The sequence below is a fragment of the Chitinophagales bacterium genome, from assembly GCA_019694975.1.
Lineage (GTDB): Bacteria > Bacteroidota > Bacteroidia > Chitinophagales > UBA10324 > JACCZZ01.
On sequence record JAIBAY010000001.1, the window covers coordinates 745,823 to 769,391 of the forward strand.

A 23,569-nucleotide genomic window follows, 5' to 3' on the forward strand; every position below is an offset into this window, starting at 1 on the left:
TTCCTCGGAAACATTTTTTAGGACTGCATACCACTTTCTATGCTCACACAACTTCATAACAATTCAAAGTCATGAAGTCAGCTCACGGCAATGAATATTCCTTAAATTGCAGCATGCCGTTCCTTAATAGCGGATTCACCCATGAAAAAAGCAATAGCACTCCTGTTATTCGTGTCTGCTGCGATAGCAGCGGCAGCTCAAAGCGGCGTACAGGTTTTTACCGCATCAGGCACGTTTACTGTTCCTGAAAATGTTTCCGCCATCACCATAGAAGTGGTAGGCGCAGGTGGAACCGGCGGCATCAATGGCGGCGGCGGTGGTGGCGGTGGCGGTTATGCAAGTGGTGAATTCACGGTATCACCACTGAGTGTGCTGAACATTACTGTTGGCATCGGTGGAAATGGAAGTGCTGAAGGAACAACGAGTGTGGATCAGCTGATAGCCGCCTCAGGCGGAGAGAACGGATTTTCCGTTTCCAACCCGAACCTCGGCGGCGGCGGTGCAGGCGGCATGGGATCAGGTGGTAACATTTCCAACAGGAGTGGTGGTGCAGGCGGCGGTGGCTACTGGACTTACTTCGGTGGCGGTGGCGGTGGTGCTGCCGGTGCGGCAGCCAATGGCAGCAATGGCGGTAATACTATAGTATGGAATGGCAGCAACTGTCTTACACCCGGCGGTGCCGGCGGCATCAGTGGCGGAGCACCCGGAGGCAATGGCGGAAAAGGCGCCGGTTTTATTGATGCTTTCTGTAACGTCAGCAATCCTTCGGTAGCAGGTGCAAGTTACGGAGGCGGTGGTGGCGGTGGCAATGGCAACAGCGGCCCTCCTGCAATTGGCTCAAATGGTTATTGTAAAATCAGCTGGTGCAATCTGGATCTTACCGTCATCGTGGGTGATGCATCACTCGCTACTAATTCCACATTCGCCAGTTATCAATGGCTCGACTGCGACAACGGTTTTCAGCCTGTTGCCGGCGCAACGGATCAATACTATACACCTGATCCCAACGGCAGCTATGCCGTAATTGTTTCCAATGAATTCTGCAGTGATACTTCTGCATGTGTTAGCCTGCTGAATACCGGAACAGCCGGCCTGCATGACGACGGGCTTATCATTTATCCGACCCAATTCAGCGCCAACATTCATGTGCTGCATGCGAAAGGCGGAGAGCAATATGAACTGGTGAATGAAACAGGACAGATAATCTGGGCAGGAAGGCATGTGGAGGCGCAGGATTTTTCACTGCTCGAAAATGGCTGGTACCTTTTAAAAGCGAAGGATGATCTTTTCGTGAAAACATTTAAACTGCTAAAACAATAAAGGATGATGCCAAGCACGTATGGCGTCATAAAAATCACGTGATACATTGTTCAGCCATGCGAAAGGAAGCGGGCAGAAAGACTCAGGCAAGCTGAAAGTGTTCCGTGGCCATCCCTTCGATGGCGGTACCGATAGCCAGTGAAGCTGTGGCAGCAGGTGAAGGCGCATTCAACACATGAATGGTGTTTCCATTCACCTCAATTTTAAAATCATCAATCATCTCACCTTCCGGCGCGAGTGCCATGGCGCGCACGCCGGCACGACCGGGCTGAAGATCATCAGACTGCAGATCAGGGATGAGTTTGCGCAATCGCTTCAGGAAAAATTTCTTGGAGAATGCGCCGCGGTATTCATCCAGTCCGAAGCTGATATTTTTAGCAAAGAACTTCCAGGTTCCGCCGAATGAAAAGGCTTCCGCTGTATCCTTCAGTGAAAAATCAGTTTTACCATATCCTTCGCGTTTAAAAACAAACACGGCATTAGGCCCGCATTCTGTGCCACCATGAATCATGCGTGTGAAATGAACACCGAGAAACGGGTACTTCGGATTCGGAACCGGATAGATCAGGTTACGGACCTTCTTCATTCCCTTTTCCGTCAGGTCGTAGTAGTCGCCGCGAAAACCGACGATGGCTGTATTGATCTTCGCTCCTTCCTTTCTTGCAATACGGTCACTTTGCAGGCCGGCACAAGTGATGATATAGTTTGCCGTGAATTTTCCTTTCGGCGTAATCACATCCGTAGTGCCATCATGCTTTTCAAATGCGGTTGCTTCATGGCCTGTCAGTACACGGCTGCCGGCAAATGATGCATGAATCAGCTCTACGTATTTGCGTGATACTTCGGCATAATCAATAATGCCGGTACACGGAACCCACAAACCTTCAATGCCGGTGCAATACGGCTCAATATCACGGATCTGCGCCGCAGTAATTTTCTCAATGCCTTCCACGCCATTGGCAAGCCCATTGTTAAAAACCTTGTTCATGTGCGCCAACTCAGCCGATTCGGTAGCTACCACTATCTTTCCGCAGATTTCATGTTTGATATGGTGCTCCTTCGCGAAAGCCACGAGCTCCCGCCTGCCATCCACACAGTTTTTTGCTTTGTAGGAGCCCGGCTTGTAGTACATGCCGGAATGAATAACCCCGGAGTTATGACCGGTCTGATGCGCTGCAACTGCAGCTTCTTTCTCCAGCACCAGTATTTTTTTTGACGGATATCTTTTGTTGATCTTATATGCGGCGGCCAGCCCTACAATGCCTCCGCCTATGATGATGATGTCGAACCGGTTATTTTCCAATGCCGAGATTTTTGGCAAATGTAATCAGACGGATTTTTTTTGATTGAATAAATTATGGAATGGCAAATAGCAACAGTTCTTCTGCATCTCCTACCATGAACATCTTCTTTTCAAAATGCATCCCCGTCTTTTCCAGCAAACGTATCGAGTGGAGGTTATCCGCCGTAGTGATGGCAACGATACGTTTTAGCCCGAGCACCTGCCATCCATAATTTAAGGTAGCGGAGGCGGCTTCTGCAGCATACCCTTTTCCGGTGTGTCTTTCAAGAAAGGCAAAGCCTATATCCACATCATCCAGCGCAGGACGCCTGATAAGCCCGCAGATACCAAGCGGGGTGCCGTCATCTTTTAGTTTCACCAGCATCAGGCCGAAGCCATTCTCGGCGTAACTCTTCACCGGCCCGTTCAATATGTAATTGATTGCGTCTTCCTCCGACTTAATGCCGCGGTCGCCGATAAACTGCAGCCATCCGGGTGTGTTCAACAATTCAAAGATAAAAGGTGCATCCGCTGTGGTCAGATGGCAAAGCAAGAGGCGATCTGTTTTGATATCATCCATGTTTTGAGAAAATCAGGCGTTGCTGTCTTCATTTGTACGAACCACTTCATAATGCAGTTGTGTAAGGCCTTTCTCAAATGTCTTCGCCGACAACAGCTTTAACGGCATTTCCGGCAATCCGTCTTTGAATAAAAGTATGCCTTCACCCAGCACCACCGAGATAATGGAAATATACAGCTCATCAATCAGTTCTTCCTTCAGCAATGCACTCACCAGCTCGGCGCCGCCGTCAATGTAAATATGTTTTCCTTCCGCATCTTTCAGTTCAGCAATCAGTTTTTTCAGATTGCCGGAATAGAACGTGATGTTGCCGGTTGCCGGACGGGAAGTCCGGGTGATCACAAAAATTCGCTTATCCGCATGAGGAATTGCTGTACCGAATGTCTGCACTTTATCATAAGTTTTCCTTCCCCAGATTACAGTATCTATACTTGCAACGAATGCCGCATAACCATAATCTTCTCCCGGCTGCTCCACCGTTTCCAGAAAGCGAATATCACCATCAGGTTTTGCTATGCGGCCATCCAGGCTCATGGCAATGTAAAGCAGTACTTTTCTGCGGGGCATCAGCTTGACATTCATTGTGGCAAATGCATTGCTTTGTTTCAGGGAAGCATGAGATTGCCTTGCTGGTCCATTTCCCAGAAAGGATTAAAGGCAACTTCAAACAGGTGTCCGTCAGGGTCTTTGAAATAACCGCTGTAACCGCCCCAGAAAACTTTCTGCGCGGGTTTAACAATGGTAGCTCCCAGCGATGCAACCTGCTTCATTACCTCATCTACTTCCGATGCTGATGTTGCATTGTACGCGATGGTAATGCCTGTAAATCCACTGCCTGCAGCATCCACCATCGCATCTTCCGCCAGCAACACGCGCGGATAAAGGGCCAGAACGATGCCGCCCGCCGGGAAGAAGCAAATGTTGTCGTTGCTTGCCGCTGACCTTTTCCAGCCCAGCCCCTGCTCGTAAAAATTCAGTGAACGGTGCAGGTCATCTACGCCCAGGGTAATGATGCTCAGTTGTTGTCGCATTTTATGGAGATGTTGATGAATACAATCCGGAAGCAATGCAAGCTGTGGCAGCATGCAGGACAAACATCACCTATTCACCTGCAAACAACTGCCACGGTCATGCATACGCAAGATGACTTAAATTTGTCAAAAATTGATTTCTATTAATTTTACCAACAGAAACATCATATATGATTCGATTTTTACTTTTGATCACCCTGTTGCCCTTTATTTCCTCAAAGCTTTTTGCGCAGGATTTTGAATGGGCGATTAAGCAGAGCGGCACTGATTTTGAAAGTGTATTCCAGGTTGCAGAAGACACAGCAGGTAACATCTATGAAATTGGCAGTTTCTGGGGACTGGTTGATTTCAATCCTTCAACAGCTACTTTTTTCCTTACATCGGCAGGACTGACCGACAACTTCATCTGTAAGTTAGACCCAACAGGCGGATTTGAATGGGCCAAGCGTGTAGGCAGCACCGGTTCGGAATCCGGTACAAATATCTGCATCGGCGGCAACAATACCGTTTATACCGGAGGCAAATTTCAAAACACCGTTGACTTCGATCCGTCGCCTGCAACGCATAACCTGGTATCTGCCGGCATTGATGATGCCTTTATTGCAGCTTATTCTGCCAATGGCAATTATGGCTGGGCCGCGAAATTCGGTGGCACCGGCACTGACTATATTACCGGCCTTACGGAGAAAGACGGATTCATTTATGCAACGGGATATTTCCAGGGCACCGTGGATTTTAATCCCGGAACCGGCATTTACAACCTGACTGCAACCGGACCAGATGCCACCTTTATCCTCAAGCTCGATGATAACGGAAATTTCGTATGGGCTAAATCCATCAGCGGCTCTTCCTCCACCTTGTCATTCGACCTTGATGTGGACGACCTGGGCAATGTGATCACCGGCGGCGAATTCTGGGGCACCTGCGATTTTGATCCTGGAAACGGCACACAATCCATGTCGGCTTTCGCCTTCGGGTCTGATGCGTTTTTGCTGCAGCTCGATGCAGACGGTAATTACGGATGGGTTGATGTATTCAGCGGGGAACAAGATGAATGGGTTAACTCCATTGATATCGGCAACAACGGAAGCATTGGCGTGAGCGGTGTCTTTCAGGGCACCATGGATTTTGATCCGGGTTCCGGAACGTTTAATCTTATCAGCCATGGCGGTTACGATTTGTTCGCGCTGCGACTGCATGGCGGCGACGGCAGTTTGCAATGGGCTGTTTCAGCAGGAGGTACCTTTAATGAACAAGCCGGTGAACTGGATGTCGCTTCATACGGAGATTATTATATCAGTGGTGCATTTTCAGGCACCGTTGATTTCGATCCCGGCGCCGGCGTTTTCAACCTCACTGATCCGGGCATCAGCAGTATTTTTTACCTGCGGCTTGACAGTGGAGGCAACTTTGTGAATGCCTATGGATTCGGCAGCACACTGTCATCGTCCATAGGTCATTCTATTCATGCTGATGATGAAGGCCGCATCACACTGGCAGGTGCATTTGAACAAACCATCGATTTCAATCCAGGAACGCCTGTCTTCAACTTAGCCTCCTCATTAGGCACAAGCGATTGCTTCGTGCAGCAGATGAGTGTATGTCTTACGCGGTATGCTGAAGTCAATACTGCTATTTGTTCGGGTGACAGCATTTTCGCAGGTGGTGCTTACCAGAAAACGCCGGGCACCTACATTGATAACCTGTTGACGCCGAAAGGGTGTGACTCCATTGTCACAACAAATCTTTCCGTACTGCCAAATTCCGTTACGCTGCTGACCGATACTTTTTGTGAAGGCGATGTATATCTTTTTCAAGGCAGCGTGCTGGACTCGGCCGGCATTTATACAGCACACCTTCCGGCGGAGAATGGCTGTGATTCTGCTATTACCTTATCGCTTGGTATGTATCAGCGTTATGATGTCATTGTGTATGACAGCATCTGTGAAGGCAGCACCTATCTTTTCAACGGTTTGGAAATTACGGAAGCAGGAACTTATACCGCGGATCTGTTTGCCATCACCGGCTGCGATTCAACGGTAACCCTGATGCTTAGCATGCTGCCCGGCTATGATACCTTGCTGGAAGCCACCATCTGCGAAGGCAGCACTTACTTTTTTAACGGAGCTGAAATCTCCACGGAAGGCACTTATATAGCACAACTCCATTCCGTTAACGGATGTGATTCAACGATAACGCTTACACTGCAGGTTTTACCCTTACAGCTCACAGAATTCTATGACAGTATCTGTGAAGGCGAAACGATACTGTTCAACGGTACGGAACTCGATGCCGGAGGCGACTATTCATTCACCGTTGCCGGCAGTAACGGTTGCGACTCTACGGTAACGCTTCACCTCACCGCTACCGTTATCAATGCTTCGGTGACAATATCCAATGATACACTTTTTGCCACGGGCAATGGAAGCGTGCAATGGATCTTTTGTGAAAGTGGCTTGCCCGTGCCGGATGCCGATCAGCCGGTTTTTGTGCCGGGTTTCGCCGGCAATTTCGCTGCTGTATTTACCAATGGCAACTGCACGGATACCACGGCATGCAGTTATTATACGGCCTTGCCGGAACAACAGCATGATTTCTATGTTGCACTTTTCCCTAATCCTGCAAGCGAAAAAGTAACGCTGTGGCTGCGCAATTATACAGGGCCGGTGAATCTTACATTGAGAAATGTTATCGGTGAAGTATTGCTGCAAACTGAATTCATATCAAAAACAGAAATTTCACTGCAACAAGTGCCGGCAGGTTTGTATTTCCTGTATCTGTCGGGCAACGGAATGAAGGCGTTGGAGAAGCTGGTGATTGAGCAGTAAAGCGGAATAGCGTAAATGATTTCAGTCATTACGTTGTTTGTTTCAGGTGCTGAAATTAATGCAGGATAACCGCTGCTGCGTAGAACGTTTCGGGGGTTTGCGATGGCGGGCTTTATTAGCACTAAACTTCATTCGGAGAATTGAACTTCCAGCTTGCACAAATGTGTCTGCGAAGCACGGAACCCCCGCTATTGCCAACCCCTTATTAGCGGCTGTAAAACTGTTCGAATGAAGCTCGTCAGCCCGAAGTCCGAACACACTTTGTTGTGGCTTGTGAATATCAGTCAAGATATTTTTTGTAAGTAGGTCTGTAACCGAATAAATATGAAAATGGTGTCAGGATAATGAACAGAATTTTTTGAACTGCAAAGGGTGGCTTAGAAAGTCGGAACACATCGGAATATTTATTTGCCATTAATGCAACTTGTAAAATGTTTGGCATTCCATCGTCATTTGTCTTGCCATCTATTGCAAGTCCGGTTGCCGTTTCTAATAAGTTGTCGGTGTCCATTGCCGGCTGAACTTTCCAATTTACTATCGTCTTTCCATCTGTGTCGTTCCACATCGAGTGAACTTTGTTTATTGGAATATGCAAAGTGTCACCTTGTATTAAAATCTTTAGTTGTCCGTCCATACGAACCGTTAGTTGTCCTGATAAAACTGTGAAATCCTCAACCTGGAATGGATGATAGTGTGCCGCAGGTTCTTTAGAGTGAGAATTGTACGTTGCCTCCATCTCTAACATTTTTCCATCAGTGTCTTTAGCAGTTTGCAGAAACTTAATGTCCTGTCCTGTTTTTGGATTACTGATTTGTTTGTTCTTAAAAGCCATCTTTCAATGCATCTGTTTAGGTTACAAATTTAGTTTTTTGTCTGTTCGTTTTGCACTGCCTGCTGATGTTTGCACAGTCGCGATATCAGTGCAGCTAACCTATTTTCTGCGCTGTCATCATATCAACTAACCGGACTTCCTGGCGAACTTGTTTCGGCATCCTTTCATATCCAATCACAGCTGGCACCAATATCATCATTGGCTAATTTCCGGTCGTTCAGCATTGAAGCATCACAATGCCCTGTATACTGCAACAGTTTCGGATAAATTTCCGCGGATTCAAAACAGCAACACCGCGCATACCTTGATATAAATCATACCTGGTAAAAGCCGCCGGTTCTAATTTTACATTGGCGATAATCAATGATGATATCGCCGGTAAATTATTATTGAGCAAATTGAAATTGTATGAAATATACTTTTTCATTGTTGATCATGCTGGCTTTTGCAGCGATCAATGCCGTGCATAGTATTGCACAGGCGCCGGTCATTGACTGGCAAAAATGTCTCGGTGGCAGCGGTAATGACTATGGATACTTTATTCAACAAACAGCCGGCGGTGGATTTATCATCGCCGGAATAGCCGGTTCTGTGGATGGTGATGTAACCGGCAAGCACGATGCCGAGGATTACTGGATGATAAGGCTTTCTTCCGCAGGCAATATCGAATGGCAAAAAACACTGGGAGGTAACGGATATGACTATGCATTTTCAGTTCAGCAGACAACGGACGGTGGATTTATAGCGGCCGGCCTTACCACATCCGTTGATGGTGATGTAACAGGCAATCATGGATCTGAAGATGCATGGGTGGTAAAACTGGATGCTTCCGGTAACATCACCTGGCAACATGCATATGGTGGCAGCAACTATGATGGACTGTTTGCCATTCAGCAATCGGGCGATGACGGTTACATTGCTGCCGGCTATTCAGCTTCAGCTGATGGTGATGTTACCGTGAATCATGGTGACCTGGATTGCTGGGTTATTAAAATTGACAACGAAGGCAACCTGCAATGGCAAAAAAGCCTGGGCGGCAGCATGCAGGATAGGGCCTACTCAATTCTTGTAATTCCCGAAGATGGTTTTATGATGGCCGGCACTACCGCATCATCCAATGGTGATGTAACCCTGCAACACGGTGCAGAAGATTACTGGCTGGTGAAACTCGATAACAGCGGCAATATGGAATGGCAGAAAACTTATGGCGGTGCGGACAACGATGGCTTGCATTCCATCAGCCAGGCCGGTGAAAATGGATATGTCTTCACCGGCTATTCCGGATCGAACAGTGGTGATGTAACCGGGAATCACGGATCCTACGACTACTGGACGGTACGCACCGATGCAACCGGCAATATTTTATGGCAACAATCGCTCGGCGGCAGCGGAGATGACGAAGCATGGGCTGTAAGTCCGGCAAATGATGGCGGATTTATCGTTGCAGGCAATTCCATTTCCAGTGATGGCGATGTTACAGGGAATCACGGCTCACAGGATTACTGGCTGGTGAAGTTATCAGCAGAAGGCAGTATGGAGTGGCAAGGTTGCTATGGCGGAACCGATATGGATAATGCAACTTCCGCTGTGCAAACCGCTGATGCCGGCTATGTGCTGGCAGGATCAACTTCATCATTCAACGGTAATGTTGCAGGCAATCATGGCTACACTGATGTCTGGATCGTACGGCTTGACGCTGTAACCGGTATCAGTGAGCCATCTTTAACGACCGGCAGCCTGCTGGTGTATCCCAATCCACTCAGTAATGCGTCCACCGTTTCATTTTCCCTGAAAAGGAAGAGCGTGGTGGAATTGTCGCTTTATGACTTAACAGGTAGAGAAATTCAACGGTTACTGCATGAAAATTTAGCTGCAGGCACACACTGCCTGCTCCTTGATAAAGTGAAACAGCCCGCAGGAATTTACCTGTTGCGGCTGAGTATTGATGGTGAATCATTGGTTCAAAAAATTGAAGTTCAATAAGGTGAAAATGCTGTTGGCGGTGCCTCCTGATTTTGGTTGATGATCAGGGCGCGAAAATGATGAGTACCGGGTAAGGCATCCATATACCATGCATTAACCTGTAATTGCACCCATCGAATCAGTACTAAAGTTCCGCTTCGCTGAAACGCTGTACAAAACAAGCATCATATCATGATCACTTGTCTTTTTTCATTCCTGCTTTTTATACATGGCTGCATTCACCTGGCAGGCTTTGCGAAAGGAACAGGCATCGCAAAAGTCGCTGCCATCCAGTCCGGCATATCAAAAGGTGCAGGTTTATTATGGTTGCTGACGGCGTTGTTAATGATCATTTCATCCATCAGCGTACTGGCCGGCATGCAGCATTGGTGGATCACCGCTGTGCCGGCTGCGCTGCTTTCACAGCTGTTGATCTTCAATGCCTGGAAAGATGCAAAGTTTGGAACAGCAGCGAATGTGATCATTCTTCTGGCCGCATTACTTGCCGGGACGGATTTTTGAAAATCAGTTTCACAGTGATGTCAACGCTGAGCTTCAGCAATCTTCAGCTGTTCTATCATCCGTACTGACGTAAGCTGACCTTCAGACATTACCCGCACCTGTGCAAGGCTGCCTGCGGCATGCCGGTGTTGTGAACAAGCCAAAGGTGAAGAATGCCCGTATTGAATCTGATGGTGAAATGCGCGCAAAGGAAAAAGCTATTTCCCGTTCACCTCCGTACAGCATAATTTTTTCACGCATCCTTCACGTTTGTCTTTTATGCGAGCAGGCATGCCGGGCCTTCCGGTATATGGCTATCATCACCATGCAGCCGGCACTGCCACAATAAACATCAGGCTTTTGGGATTTTTCACGGTCTTGCATCAGGAAGGCGACACCATGAATAAAGCAGAAACTGCTACACTTTTTAATGACATGTGCCTGCCGGCACCTGCCACCTTAATTGACCAAAGGATTCACCGGGCTATGCTGCATGACAGCACCGTACGCGGTACCTTCACCAATGGCAATATCATTGTTTCGGCTGTGCTGTATTTCGGTGAAGACGGCAAGCCGGTAAATTATATTTCCGGCGATCACACGGATGTAGCAGACATGTGTCAAGATCCATGATACCGGAAACCCTATGACGCCCAAGCAACTTCCAACTGACGAGCATTGAACAAACTTTTTTTGACGCACATGGACCACAACCGACACTGTTCTAATGCCAACGCTTCAAAAAATAAATTCGTAAAAATCCCTCCCACTCAACGCTCAAAACACATTTTCATTTTTTTTGCAACCGCACTAAAACCCAACCCAGAAAAAAAATGAAAGAGTGCTTTCTCCAACGCTTTGTTCTATCCAAATCCTACCTTTGAATACTTTTTTAAAAACAATAATTTAGAGGAAGCATATGCCAAAGATTTACGACAACATAAAGAACCATTTAACGCACGGACTTAACGAATCCATGCAGCATTCAAAGCGAACGGACTTTTGTGTTGGTTATTTTTATTTAAGCGGTTGGAAACAGGTTGCTGAAAAGGTTGACAGTTTAGAAGGCGACACAGTTGTTGAAAAAACAACCGATGTTCACAGATATTGCCGCTTGCTTGTAGGCATGAACAAATCTCCGCTTGAAAGTATTCGTGAACATTTTGCAAAGCGTGATGACGAAGTTGATTTACAACAAGGCGACATTCCACCACTGAAAAAAAAGTTAGCACAACAATTCAAAGAGCAGTTGACAGTTGGAACACCAACTGATGCTGACGAAAAAGCATTGCGGAAACTCAGTCAGCAAATGAAGGACAACAAAGTTGTTGTCAAACTTCACTTGCGACATGCACTTCATGCGAAACTTTATTTGTGCTATCAGAAAGAACGCAGCCGAGTGGAAGGTTTTGTTGGCAGCAGCAACCTTACATTATCAGGACTTTCAAAACAAGGCGAACTGAATGTTGATGTGTTGGAGCAAGATGCAGCAATCAAACTTTCAGAATGGTTTGACGATAGATGGAACGACCGTTGGTGCATTGACATCACACAGGAGTTAATTGAAATCATAGACAACAGTTGGGCAGCAGACCGTTTACTTTCGCCTTACCATATTTATTTGAAGATGGCTTATCATCTTTCACAAGAGGCAAGAGCAGGTTTGAATGAATACAGTTTGCCTGCAATTTTTCAGAAAGAACTTTTGGACTTTCAGCAAGCGGCAGTAAAAATTGCAGCAAAGAAATTAGACAAGCGTGACGGAGTTTTCATTGGTGATGTAGTGGGATTAGGAAAAACAATTACCGCTTGTGCATTGGCAAAAATGTTTGAGGAAAACTACTTCTACTCTACTCTCATCATTTGCCCACCGAATATTATTCCGATGTGGAAAGATTACATTGAACGATACGACCTGAAAGCACAAGTGCTTTCAGTCGGTTCAGTTCAATCGCAGTTGGGTGACTTGAAAAGATTTCGCTTAGTAATCATAGATGAAAGCCACAACTTGCGAAACGACCAGGGAAGCCGTTACAGAGCAATCAAAAATTATCTGGACGAAAACGAAAGCAAAGTGATTTTGCTTTCAGCAACTCCTTACAACAAATCGTTTATTGATTTGTCAAATCAGCTTCGCTTATTTATTCAGGACGACAAAGATTTAGGCATCAGCCCAGAGAGATACATCAGTGATTTAGGCGGACAAGTAAAGTTTATGGAAAAACATTCTGAAACTTTTATCCGAAGTATTAAAGCATTTGAGTGGAGTTTATTTTCTGACGACTGGAGAGAGTTGATGCGTTTGTATATGGTTCGCAGAACAAGAAGTTTCATAAAAAACAATTATGGAATCACTGACACAGCAACAGGAAAAATCGGATTGAAATTTCCTGACGGACATTTTGAAGCATTCCCCGAAAGAGTTCCGAAGAAAGTTGAATTTGAATTTGACCCCGACAACAAAAAAGATATTTACGCTAAGCTCTATTCTCAAAACATAGTTGACAGCATCAACAAACTTGAACTTGCACGATATGGACTAAAAAATTATTTGGAGAAAGCACCATCAGCAAATCCAACTGAAAAAGAAAAAGTAATCATGGCAAATCTTTCACGGGCAGGTAAACGCCTGATGGGATTTTGCAGAACAAATCTCTTCAAACGATTAGAGAGCAGTGGATATTCTTTTCTGCTTTCGTTAAGCAGACACATCTTGCGGAATTATGTTTTCGCTTATGCTATAGAAAATAATTTGCCGTTGCCCATTGGAAAAAACATTTCTCAAAACTTGGATGAGTTTTTAGAAGACAGCGACACAGACGGAAATGAGAATGAACTCAAATTAATTCTGAATCCCGAAACCTATTTGCAGAACGCTGCAAAGCTTTACCAAGCATTCAAGAGTCCTGCAATGGAAAAACAATTTGACTGGATAAGAGCAGATTTTTTTTCAAACACACTTACACAAACTTTAATCAGCGATGGAAATAAAATTATTGAGATTCTGAAAATCGGAAAAGAGTGGACAGCAGAACAGGACAGAAAACTAAATGCACTTTACGAATTGCTTTCTAAAAAACACAAGAACGAAAAAGTTTTGGTGTTCACACAATTTGCCGACACTGCAAATTATCTCTCCGAAAATTTGAAAGAAAGAGGAATCACAAAAATGGAATGTGTAACAGGAGACAACGAAAACCCTACTGCACTTGCAAATCGTTTCAGTCCAATCAGCAATAAGAAACAAACCAATCAAGACCTCAGAGTTTTAATTGCAACCGATGTGTTGAGTGAAGGACAAAACTTGCAGGATGCACACATTGTTCTCAATTACGATTTGCCTTGGGCAATCATTCGCCTCATACAGCGTGCAGGACGGGTTGACCGTATCGGACAGAAAGCAGAAAAGATTTTGTGTTATTCTTTTTTACCTGAAGATGGAATTGAACGCATCATTAATTTGAGAGGTAGATTAAGAAACCGCATCGGACAAAATGCAGAAGTAGTTGGAAGCGATGAAGTTTTTTTTGATGGAGACCCCATCAACATTGCAGATTTATACAATGAGAAAAGCGGAATGTTGGACGAAGATGAAACCGACACTGAAGTTGATTTATCTTCTTATGCTTTTCAGATTTGGGCAAACGCAATTAAAGAAGATGCTTCTCTCAAAAAATTAATTCCCGATTTGCCCAATGTGGTTTACGCAACCAAGCATAACACATTTGAACCCGAGAAGGAAGGTGTCATAATCTACACACGGACACACGAAGAAAATGATGTGCTTGCATGGCTGAGCAACAAGGGAAATATTTTAACCCAATCGCAACTCACCATTTTGAAAGCGGCTGAATGCACCAAAGAAACAGAACCGAAATACAAATTGGAGAACCACCACGAAATTGTAAAAACAGGAATTGATTTCATTCGTGAAGATGAACGGAACACTGGAAGTTCATTGGGAAAAAAGACAGGCGTGAAATACAAAACCTACACACGACTGAAAAACTTTTGCGATGAAAACGAAGGAACATTGTTTGTGAACGAGGCATTGAAAAAAGCAGTGGATGATATTTTAAATTTCCCGATGAAAGAATTTGCAAAGGACACCATCAACAGACATTTGAAATCGGGAATCGGTGATGATGAGCTGGCATCATTAGTTGTTTCATTGAGAGATGAAGATAAACTCTGCATTGTAAATCCTGATGAACAACCGCTGAAAGAACCACATATTATTTGTTCACTTGGCTTAACCAACAACTAATTATTTCCGATGGCAATTTCCAAACAAGAATTTTCTGACTACATAAAACAGTTTCGCTTTCGTGAAATGTTTAATGAAATGGGTTGGGACAACGATACCACCACCACTCCCATTGTTGTTGATGCAATCAGTTACGAACTGAAAGCAGTTGCAAGAAAAAGCGGCTTCAAAATATTGTTGTGCAACACCACCGACAAAAACATTCCTGATTACAGCACACGAAAAAAAATTGAAACAAAAGTTACCAAATCTTTTCAAGAACATCTGCTCATTTTCACCGATGCAAAAAAACAAGAACAGATTTGGCAGTTGGTAGTGAGGCACACAGGCAAACCAAGCAAAATAACCGAAACCCGTTACCATATTTCGCAAGACCCCGAACTGCTTTATCAGCGAGCCGCAGGAATTTTCTTTGAACTGGATGAAGAAGAACACATCAACATTATTGATGTAACAAAACGGGTAACAGAAAATTTTCATCAGAACAACGAGAGAGTTACCAAACAGTTTTACGACAAGTTCAAACAGCAGCACACTTCTTTTTTGAAGTTCATAAAAGGCATTGATGAAAAAGTAAATCAGGAGTGGTATGCTTCGCTCATGCTGAACCGACTGATGTTTTGCTACTTCATTCAGAAGAAAGGTTTCTTAGACAACAACAAAAATTATTTGAGTGATAAACTCAAAGAGTGTCAGAAGAAAAAAGGCAAGGACAAATTCTATTCTTTCTACCGAAACTTTTTGCTGCATTTATTTCATGATGGTTTGGGAGCACCCGACCACAGCAAAAAGCTGACAGATGAAATCGGAAAAATTCCTTACCTCAATGGTGGTTTGTTTGACGAACACGAACTGGAAAAGAACCACAGCAAAATTGAAATTGACGACAAAGCATTTGAAAAAATATTTGAATTCTTTGACCAATACGAATGGCACTTGGACACACGGCACACCGCAAGCGGCAAAGACATTAACCCCGATGTGATTGGTTACATCTTTGAAAAATATATTAACGACCGTGCCGACATGGGTGCTTATTACACCAAGGAAGATATTACCGATTACATCAGCAAGAATTGCATTCTTCCTTTTTTGTTTGACGAAACAAAACGGCAGCAACCAAAAGCATTTAATGCTGATGCTGAAATTTGGAAAGCAGTAAAAGAGAGCAGCGACAAATACATTTACGATGCAGTAAAAAAAGGAGCAGAAGAAAAACTTCCGAAAGAAATTGCAGACGGAATAAAAAACATTTCGGCACGAACCGAATGGAACAAACCCGCACCGGAAAATTTTTCATTGCCAACAGAAATTTGGAGAGAAGTAGTTGACCGCAGAAACCGCTACACCGAAATAAAAAACAAGATTGAAAAAAGCGAAGTAACAGCCATCAATGATTTTATTACTTACAACTTAAACATTCGGCAGTTTGCTATTGACAGCATTGCCAACACCAACGACCCTGAATTTTTAAAAGCATTTTACAAAGCACTCAACAGCGTTACCATCATTGACCCTACTTGTGGCAGTGGTGCATTTCTGTTTGCTGCAATGAATATTCTGGAAGAACTTTATGAGCAGTGCATACAGCGTATGCAAAACTTTGTGAGTGATGCACCCAAAGGAAAATATAAATTCTTTGAAGAAACCATTGCACAGGTAACAGCACACGAACACCCGAACCTGCAATACTTCATTTACAAAAATATTATCCTTCGGAATCTTTACGGAGTGGACATCATGAAAGAAGCCGTTGAGATTGCCAAACTTCGTTTGTTTTTAAAGTTGGTTGCAACCGTTGAAGCTAATTACCGCAAACCCAATTTGGGTTTAGAACCATTGCCCGATATTGATTTTAATATTCGCAGCGGAAATACTTTGGTTGGTTTTGCAACAGAAGCAGAACTGACAAAAGGTTTGGCTTATACCCTTGACGGTGTGCTTGCACAACCAGTGATTGAAGAAAAATGTGATGTGGTTGCAAAAGCATTTTCACGATACAAAGAAATTCAACTTTCTTATGGTGATGATTACAAGGCATTCAAAAAAGCAAAAGATGATTTGCAAAGACGATTGAAGGAATTAAACCACGAATTAAATTTGCTTTTACACAAACAAGCCGAAGGATTGAAATTTGAAAAATGGTTAGAGAGTTACCAGCCCTTTCATTGGTTTGCGGAGTTCTATGAAATTGTAAGCGGCAACAAGGGCTTTAATATTATAATTGGAAATCCGCCTTATGTTGTTTACACCGCTGCATCATATCAATATAAAGTCAAAGGTTACGACACTTTGACTTGTGCTAATCTTTATGCCTTCTGTTGTGAAAGGTCATTCAAAATAATGAACACCACTGGGAGATTTGGAATGATAATTCCCAACAGCAGTATTTCAGCAGACAAATTAGAACCACTTCAAAAGATTATTACCAAAGAAAAAAATACTTGGATTAGCAATTACGCTTGGAGACCAGCTAAACTTTTTGAAGGTGCAAATATGTTGCTTGCAATTGTACTTTCATCAAAGAGTGAGAAGAAGAATGTAATGACAACTATTTATCACAAATGGTATAACGATTATAGAGATTCTCTATTTGAAAATTTGACTTATCGCAACGCAACTGAAATAATTCAAAGCGGAACTATTCCTAAAATTCCATCAGAAATATTTTACACAATCAATACTAAACTGAAAAAGGAATCTGGAAAATCCACCATTAAAAACTATTTCTTGAATCAACCGAATTCACACAAATTTTTTTATTTCAGAGCAGTGCTGTATTGGGTGAAAATTCTTGAGAAAGCACCAATATTTAGAGAAGATGGAAAACAAACTACTACAGGTGAAATGAAACCTGTTTATGTTGAAAGTGATGATTTGAAATACATTTTGGTTTCACTGCTTTCTTCCACAGCTTATTTTATTCATTACATAACATGGTCAAGTTGTCAAGTAATTAATAGTCGTGATTTTGAATTTCCTTTTAACCTTGAAAAACTAAACGATGCATCAAGAAAGAAATTAGCAAAGTTTGGCAAGGAGTTGCAAAAAGACCTACAAGAAAATAGCACAGTAAATTTGAGAAACTATTCTGCTAAAGGCAGAACTTTTAAAATGGAGAAGCAATACTTCTACATTAAGAAATCAAAATCAATCATTGACAAAATTGACGAAGTGCTTGCGGAACATTATGGATTTACTGACGAAGAACTTGACTTTATAATTAACTATGATATTAAATACAGAATGGGCAAGGAATCAGAAAACGGAGAAGAAGAATGAGTAAGCACAACAACAAATGGATTCATGGTGTTACCAATCTTGTAATGCCACCACCGCCTAAAGGTTTTATGGAGGTAGTAGGAATTTATTATTTGAGTTTGGTGCTTGATAAAAATGTAGGCGAAGAAGTTGTGCTCATCATTTTTGACCCAACAGATTTCATTCATGATTTGAGAGCAGTTGAGCCGTTTCGTTTTTTAACAAGCAGTGTTGCAGTCAATACTAATTTTGGACCTGTTTACAGTTTCATCTTTTGGGTTGCACAGGCAAATGATGTAAACCAATCGTTCGTAATTTTTGATAAGCCACTTGACATTTCAAGACCAACAATGATTGAACCTTGGAGAAAGTTGGCAAACCAAACACACTTGCATTTGCTTCTGGTGAGTAAAAATTATGAGGTAGAAGGTTTCTATGAATTTGAAAACAACTTTGGCTTTGATGAAGCAGTTGACACTATTTCGCAATTAGATGCAACAAGAGTAAAGGACTTTGCAAAAGCAGAGCAGGAATATTTTAATGATTATGCATTGGAAGATTTGTATAAGATGGTAAAAAATTCGTGATGAAATTCACGACACAATATTTTAATTGATTAATCTTGCAAAATAAATGACAGCAGTAGTAGGCATATTAAACAAACAGGCAGTTGCACTTGCAGCGGACAGTGCTGTTACCATTTCAGGCAGCAACAACCGAAAAATATTTAACAGAGCCAACAAGGTTTTTACTCTTTCAAAATATCATCCTGTTGGAGTGATGCTTTACAATTCGGCTTCGTTCATGGCAACACCATGGGAAACAATCATCAAAACATACAGGAAAAAGTTGGGCAAAGATTCATTCCCCACAGTAAAAGCGTATCAAGATGATTTCATTCAATTTCTCCATGAGAAGAATTTATTTTCAGATGAAGCGACTCAGAAAAATTTTCTTTTCAGTTTTTGCTTTTCAATGATTGATGTGATTACAAAAGATGCAGTGAGAGCACACCGAAATCTTTTACAAAACCCCACATATGAAAATCAACAGCAGATTATTGACTTGCTTGATGCGAAAGCAGATGAAGTAACTCAGCAACTTGAAACGAACCTTGAAATTTGTGAAGAGTTTGAAAATTATACTTTGGAAAATTTCAGTGCCTTTGCTGATGATTTGTATGCTGAAGTGATATCACAAGAATTTACAAACAACGGATTTGTACTTCCACCAGAACTGATTACCAAATTCAAAAGCATCTTGCATCAGTATCTCAGGCGAAAAGAAGCGTTCACGAATTTTACAGGACTTGTGTTTGTAGGTTTTGGCGAAGAAGAAATTTATCCGCAGTTGTTACCTGTAAACATTTCACTTGCTGTTCAGCAACGACTCAGGTATTTTGCCGACACAAATAACGAAGCATCCATTTCAAACTTAGCACAAGGAGCAATCAGACCATTTGCACAAACAGATGTGATTGATACTATCCTCACAGGAATTGACCCGACATTAGACAATACTTATTTGAAAAATTTCGTTTCTGCTTTTACAAAATACAATCAGGAAATCCTGGGAATAATCGGAGATGCAAACCCAGAACTTGCTGCCCAAATTCAAGGACTTGATGTAAATGCACTTGCAGAAGCATATGCAGCAAAGAACAATGAGACAAAGCGTTCCAACTACATTGACCCGTTGATGAATGCAGTGAGCAATCTCTCAAAAGAAGACCTTGCAGAAATGGCAGAGAGTTTAATCTACTTGACCTACCTAAAAAGAAGAATTACCTTTGCAGAAGAAAGTGTAGGAGGTCCAGTGGATGTTGCGATAATTTCAAAGGGAGATGGTTTCATTTGGATAAAAAGAAAACACTACTTTAGACAAGAATTGAATCAGCATTTTTTAGACAACTACTTTAATACATAAACAATATGAACTTGATAACATTTCATGCAGACGAAAATCAGAGTTTCAATTCAGAGAGAAATATTCTTTCTGCATTCAAACAACATTCTGACAAACCAAAAGAAATCAAACAGGGAATGTCTCCAGATGAAATTGCTGACATTGTTTCAGACCGTTTGATTGAAGTTGTAAGGCATCAGTTTGAAGAAGCAAAAAAGCAATTTCAGGCAAAGGCGAAGAAATGATTCTCTCAAATAATTATTTTTGAAGGTCGGTTCACCCGACCTTTTTTATTTACGATGGAAATATCAAATCAAATTGGTAACAAAGAAATTCTAAAGCAGCACAAGACAGCTTTTTTGTGCAGCCGAAAAGTTCCTGCATCAGTTGTATTGAAGTGTTACGATTGGGCAATTGAGCAAAGAGAGAAAGGTAATTGCATCATCAGTGGTTTTCATTCGCAATTAGAAAAAGATGTTTTGCATTATTTACTCAAAGGCAATCAGCCGATAATTGTTGCACTGGCAAGAGGAATGAAAAAAAAAGTGGAAGAAGAATTTCAGAAACCAATTGAGCAGGGCAGAATGTTAATCGTAACTCCGTTTAATGAAAAAGTAAAACGGGTAACAGAAAAAACCGCAGCAACAAGAAACAAAATGATGATTGAACTTGCAGACAACATCACAGTCGGTTACGCAAGCGAAGAAGGAAATTTGAAAAAGCAGTTGAAAGAATCAGATAAGAAAATAAATTACATCTCTTGAAATAACCAACGCACATTCCAAGCACACTCTTAAAAAACGCACAAGCCAAAACTGAAAGCATTTTTTTTAAGAGAGTATTTTCTTCTCCCGCCCAAGAAAAATTTTGGCCAACCCTTCTTTTTTTAAGAAATTATTTTCGCTAACGCATGGGCTTACAGTAATCAGGGCAAGTTCTGCTTCTAATCTAAATCTCTTCTCCGACGGTGTGTGCGGCATCGACACGACACATCTTCAGACAGGCAGAAGGGCATCTGGTAACAAGGGGTTTATGAAATTGGCGGTTCAGTGGTTAAATCAAGTTCAGTTTTCAAATCAAACTTTCGTGCAGGTTGACAGTTTTGTGCTTCGTATTCGCCACCTTCGTCAAGCCCCGAAACGGTCAACGCCGCTGCGTGATTATAAAATGAACGGCGGCGTTAACATCATGTCCTATGGTGAAGCAGTATGGCATTATCCGGACGGTAATTTTGTATACGGAAAATTTCACCTGAAGAGTACTGCATACCATGTGCAGGAATAGCCGTGCACCATGCTGCTATTGCGTGCCTTCTTATTTACATCAGCAGATACGCGGTAGTTGCTCACCCTGCAGGTAGCTCACCATGCGTTTCCCGCCAATGGCACTCCTGAGTATAACTTTTCCCGGTTGCGTTGTGGTTACTTCGCCGATGACAGCGGCATGCAATCCGTTCTCATCTGCTCTCAATTCATCAACAAAACTTTCCGCTATATCTTTCGCCACCACAGCCACAAATATTCCTTCATTGGCAATATACAACGGATCGAGGCCGAGCATTTCACAGGCGCCCGCCACCTGCGCATCTACCGGAAGCGCCGTTTCATGGAGCTCATACGTCAGTTGATTCAACCCGGCAATTTCATTCAATACACTGGCAAGGCCTCCCCTCGTCGGATCGCGCAGAAATTTTATGGAGCGGCCAAAACGGTGCAGGAGCTTCATCACCGTACGATGAAGCGCAGCGGTGTCGCTTTTCACGGTAGTTTCAAATTCCAACCCATTGCGCAAACTCATGATGGCAATGCCATGATTTGCAAGCCGGCCGCTGATGATGATCTGATCACCTGCAGCAATATTGCTGTGATGAATGGCCGCCTGCGGATGAATGATGCCGATTCCTGATGAATTGATGAAGATCTTATCTCCCTTTCCTTTCTCTACCACCTTAGTGTCGCCGGTTATGATCATGACACCGGCTGCTGCAGCTGCATCACGGATGCTCACCAGCACCTGCCAGAATTCCGTCATTGGCAACCCTTCTTCGAGGATAAATGCCAGTGACAGATACTTCGCCTCGGCGCCGCACATGGCAAGGTCATTCACGGTTCCATTCACGGCGAGGTCGCCGATATTTCCGCCCGGAAAAAAAACCGGTGTAACAACATAGCTGTCGGTACTGAATGCAACCTTGCCATTTAGTGAAAAAGAAGCACCATCATGTTGCTGGCTGAGCAAATCATTTTTAAAAAGGTTGAACACACCGCTTTGTAATAACCGGTGCGTCAGCAGGCCGCCACTGCCATGACCCATGGTGATGGTATCAAAATCAAAGGATGGCATCGGGCATTCAAACTTCATCTGCTATGGTATTTTTCACATTTGCAATACCGGATGTATAATGATAATAGGCCGCACAGGAACCTTCACTGCTTACCATCGGTGCGCCCAGCGGATGTTCAGGTGTGCAGCGGCTGCCGAAGTTAGGACATTGTACAGGCTTCTTCAGCCCTTTCATGATATCACCGCTGATACAGTCTTTGTTCTCTGCTGCCGGTGGAATATGCAAACGGAAACGTAGTCTCGCATTGTATTTCTTATACCGGTTATTCACCTCCAGCCCGCTTTGCGGAATCGGCCCGATTCCACGCCATACGCGGTCGGTTACGGCAAACACTTCTTCCATGGATGCTTTCGCCATTGTGTTGCCTGCTTGCTGCACGGCGCGTGCATACTGATTTTCCACTTTGTATTCGCCACGCTCCAGTTGCATCACCGTCATGAGGATTCCCTGCAATAAGTCGAGCGGTTCAAACCCTGTTACCACAATGGGCACTTTATATTTTTCGGCTACCGGATAATATTCATCCATACCCATGATGGTACAGACATGACCTGCGGCGAGAAACCCGTCGATTTTGTTTTCCGCATCGCTCAGTAAAGCCTCCATGGCAGGAGGCACAAGCACATGTGAGGCGAGGATGCTGTAATTCTGTACCTGCATCTTCTCTGCCTGAATCACACTCAATGCATTTGCCGGTGCAGTTGTTTCAAAGCCTACGGCGAAGAATACAACCTCTTTTTGCGGATTTTGTATGGCGATCTGCACTGCTTCCAGCGGTGAATACAATATCCTGATATCAGCGCCCCTTGCTTTGGCATCGAGCAGGCTGATGGTGGAACCAGGAACGCGGAGCATATCACCGAATGAACACAGTATCAGATTTTCCTGCATCGCCAGATAAATCGCTTCATCAATCACCTGTATGCTGGTTACACATACCGGGCAGCCCGGACCATGCACCATGGTAATCTGCGGGGGCAACAGTTCGATGATACCGTTTCTGACAAGGCTGTGCGTTTGCCCGCCGCAGATTTCCATGATCGTCCACGGACGGGTTGTTACACGATGCAACTCTTCAAGGTAACGCCTGGCCAGTTCAGGATTCCTGTATTCTGATAAGTATTTCATGTTCGCATCCTGTTTAGGATATTCCCTTGCTATCGTTGTTTCCGGCACTTTGTCTTTCTTCTCTTTGCTGTCCGGGTACATCTGCTTCCCCGATGAGCTTCAGGTATTCAAACGTTACTTTCGCCTCTTCCTCATCCACCTTGCTGATGGCAACACCGGCATGCACGAGCACATAATCATCAATCTTTGCATCCGTAATAAGGCACAGGTTCACTTCTCTGCTGATGCCGCCGAAAGACACTTTGGCGGTTCGGAATGCGGCGTCACCGGCTTCGCTGACGGAAATTATTTTACCGGGAATTGCTAAACACATTGTACTCGATTTTTT

19 protein-coding genes are annotated in these 23,569 nt (G+C 43.6%); 11 read left to right on the forward strand and 8 right to left on the reverse strand.

Features of this window, described 5'->3' with window-relative positions:
* The first annotated feature begins 141 nt into the window (after positions 1 to 141).
* A complete protein-coding gene (locus K1X61_02895) occupies positions 142 to 1,320 on the forward strand; it encodes a T9SS type A sorting domain-containing protein (GenBank protein ID MBX7107573.1) in 1,179 nt (392 codons plus the stop codon).
* 82 nt (positions 1,321 to 1,402) lie between these two features.
* Here K1X61_02895 and lhgO read toward each other — a convergent pair whose 3' ends face one another.
* The 4 genes from lhgO to K1X61_02915 are packed head-to-tail and all read right to left on the reverse strand — an operon-like array spanning position 1,403 to position 4,213.
* A complete protein-coding gene (gene lhgO / locus K1X61_02900) occupies positions 1,403 to 2,641 on the reverse strand; it encodes an L-2-hydroxyglutarate oxidase (GenBank protein ID MBX7107574.1) in 1,239 nt (412 codons plus the stop codon).
* 34 nt (positions 2,642 to 2,675) lie between these two features.
* Entirely contained in the window at positions 2,676 to 3,182 is a 507-nt protein-coding gene (locus tag K1X61_02905) for a GNAT family N-acetyltransferase (protein ID MBX7107575.1), read from the reverse strand.
* A 12-nt stretch (positions 3,183 to 3,194) separates the two neighbouring features.
* Positions 3,195 to 3,764, reverse strand: coding sequence for a dihydrofolate reductase family protein (locus tag K1X61_02910; GenBank protein ID MBX7107576.1), 570 nt, complete (start codon positions 3,762 to 3,764; stop codon positions 3,195 to 3,197).
* A gap of 23 nt (positions 3,765 to 3,787) precedes the next feature.
* A complete protein-coding gene (locus tag K1X61_02915) occupies positions 3,788 to 4,213 on the reverse strand; it encodes a VOC family protein (protein ID MBX7107577.1) in 426 nt (141 codons plus the stop codon).
* A gap of 170 nt (positions 4,214 to 4,383) precedes the next feature.
* Here K1X61_02915 and K1X61_02920 point away from each other — a divergent pair, with 170 nt between their 5' ends.
* Entirely contained in the window at positions 4,384 to 7,041 is a 2,658-nt protein-coding gene (locus tag K1X61_02920) for a T9SS type A sorting domain-containing protein (protein ID MBX7107578.1), read from the forward strand.
* Positions 7,042 to 7,321: 280 nt separating this feature from the next.
* On the opposite strand, the gene K1X61_02925 is transcribed toward K1X61_02920, so the two are convergent.
* Positions 7,322 to 7,873: a cupin domain-containing protein gene (locus tag K1X61_02925; GenBank protein MBX7107579.1), complete on the reverse strand. Its 552-nt coding sequence runs from the start codon at positions 7,871 to 7,873 to the stop codon at positions 7,322 to 7,324.
* 408 nt (positions 7,874 to 8,281) lie between these two features.
* On the opposite strand from K1X61_02925, the gene K1X61_02930 reads away from it, so the two are divergent.
* From K1X61_02930 to K1X61_02970, 9 genes are all read left to right on the forward strand, one after another.
* Entirely contained in the window at positions 8,282 to 9,856 is a 1,575-nt protein-coding gene (locus tag K1X61_02930; protein MBX7107580.1) for a T9SS type A sorting domain-containing protein, read from the forward strand.
* A 171-nt stretch (positions 9,857 to 10,027) separates the two neighbouring features.
* On the forward strand, positions 10,028 to 10,357 hold the full coding sequence (locus K1X61_02935) for a hypothetical protein (GenBank protein MBX7107581.1): 330 nt from the start codon (positions 10,028 to 10,030) through the stop codon (positions 10,355 to 10,357).
* Between the two features lie 270 nt (positions 10,358 to 10,627).
* Positions 10,628 to 10,969, forward strand: a complete 342-nt coding sequence (locus K1X61_02940) for a hypothetical protein (protein ID MBX7107582.1) — start codon at positions 10,628 to 10,630, stop codon at positions 10,967 to 10,969.
* A gap of 286 nt (positions 10,970 to 11,255) precedes the next feature.
* Positions 11,256 to 14,603, forward strand: a complete 3,348-nt coding sequence (locus K1X61_02945) for a DEAD/DEAH box helicase family protein (GenBank protein MBX7107583.1) — start codon at positions 11,256 to 11,258, stop codon at positions 14,601 to 14,603.
* Positions 14,604 to 14,612: 9 nt separating this feature from the next.
* The gene (locus tag K1X61_02950; GenBank protein MBX7107584.1) at positions 14,613 to 17,885 is read left to right on the forward strand and encodes an Eco57I restriction-modification methylase domain-containing protein; all 3,273 of its coding nucleotides are present in this window, start codon (positions 14,613 to 14,615) and stop codon (positions 17,883 to 17,885) included.
* The gene (locus K1X61_02955; GenBank protein MBX7107585.1) at positions 17,882 to 18,451 is read left to right on the forward strand and encodes a hypothetical protein; all 570 of its coding nucleotides are present in this window, start codon (positions 17,882 to 17,884) and stop codon (positions 18,449 to 18,451) included. Before K1X61_02950 ends, K1X61_02955 begins: the two co-directional genes overlap by 4 nt.
* Positions 18,452 to 18,497: 46 nt before the next feature.
* Positions 18,498 to 19,790 (forward strand): hypothetical protein, encoded by a 1,293-nt coding sequence (locus K1X61_02960; protein ID MBX7107586.1) that lies wholly within the window; start codon positions 18,498 to 18,500, stop codon positions 19,788 to 19,790.
* 11 nt (positions 19,791 to 19,801) lie between these two features.
* Complete coding sequence (locus K1X61_02965) at positions 19,802 to 20,014, forward strand: hypothetical protein (GenBank protein MBX7107587.1); 213 nt, start codon at positions 19,802 to 19,804, stop codon at positions 20,012 to 20,014.
* A gap of 54 nt (positions 20,015 to 20,068) precedes the next feature.
* A complete protein-coding gene (locus tag K1X61_02970; protein ID MBX7107588.1) occupies positions 20,069 to 20,533 on the forward strand; it encodes a hypothetical protein in 465 nt (154 codons plus the stop codon).
* Positions 20,534 to 21,092: 559 nt separating this feature from the next.
* Here K1X61_02970 and hypE read toward each other — a convergent pair.
* Genes hypE through K1X61_02985 form a run of 3 tightly spaced genes read right to left on the reverse strand, consistent with a single transcriptional unit; the run spans position 21,093 to position 23,554 of the window.
* Entirely contained in the window at positions 21,093 to 22,130 is a 1,038-nt protein-coding gene (hypE, locus tag K1X61_02975) for a hydrogenase expression/formation protein HypE (protein ID MBX7107589.1), read from the reverse strand.
* Positions 22,120 to 23,241, reverse strand: coding sequence for a hydrogenase formation protein HypD (gene hypD / locus K1X61_02980; protein MBX7107590.1), 1,122 nt, complete (start codon positions 23,239 to 23,241; stop codon positions 22,120 to 22,122). The genes hypE and hypD overlap by 11 nt, the downstream gene beginning before the upstream one ends.
* Positions 23,242 to 23,254: 13 nt before the next feature.
* Positions 23,255 to 23,554 (reverse strand): HypC/HybG/HupF family hydrogenase formation chaperone, encoded by a 300-nt coding sequence (locus K1X61_02985; protein ID MBX7107591.1) that lies wholly within the window; start codon positions 23,552 to 23,554, stop codon positions 23,255 to 23,257.
* Positions 23,555 to 23,569: the final 15 nt, after the last annotated feature.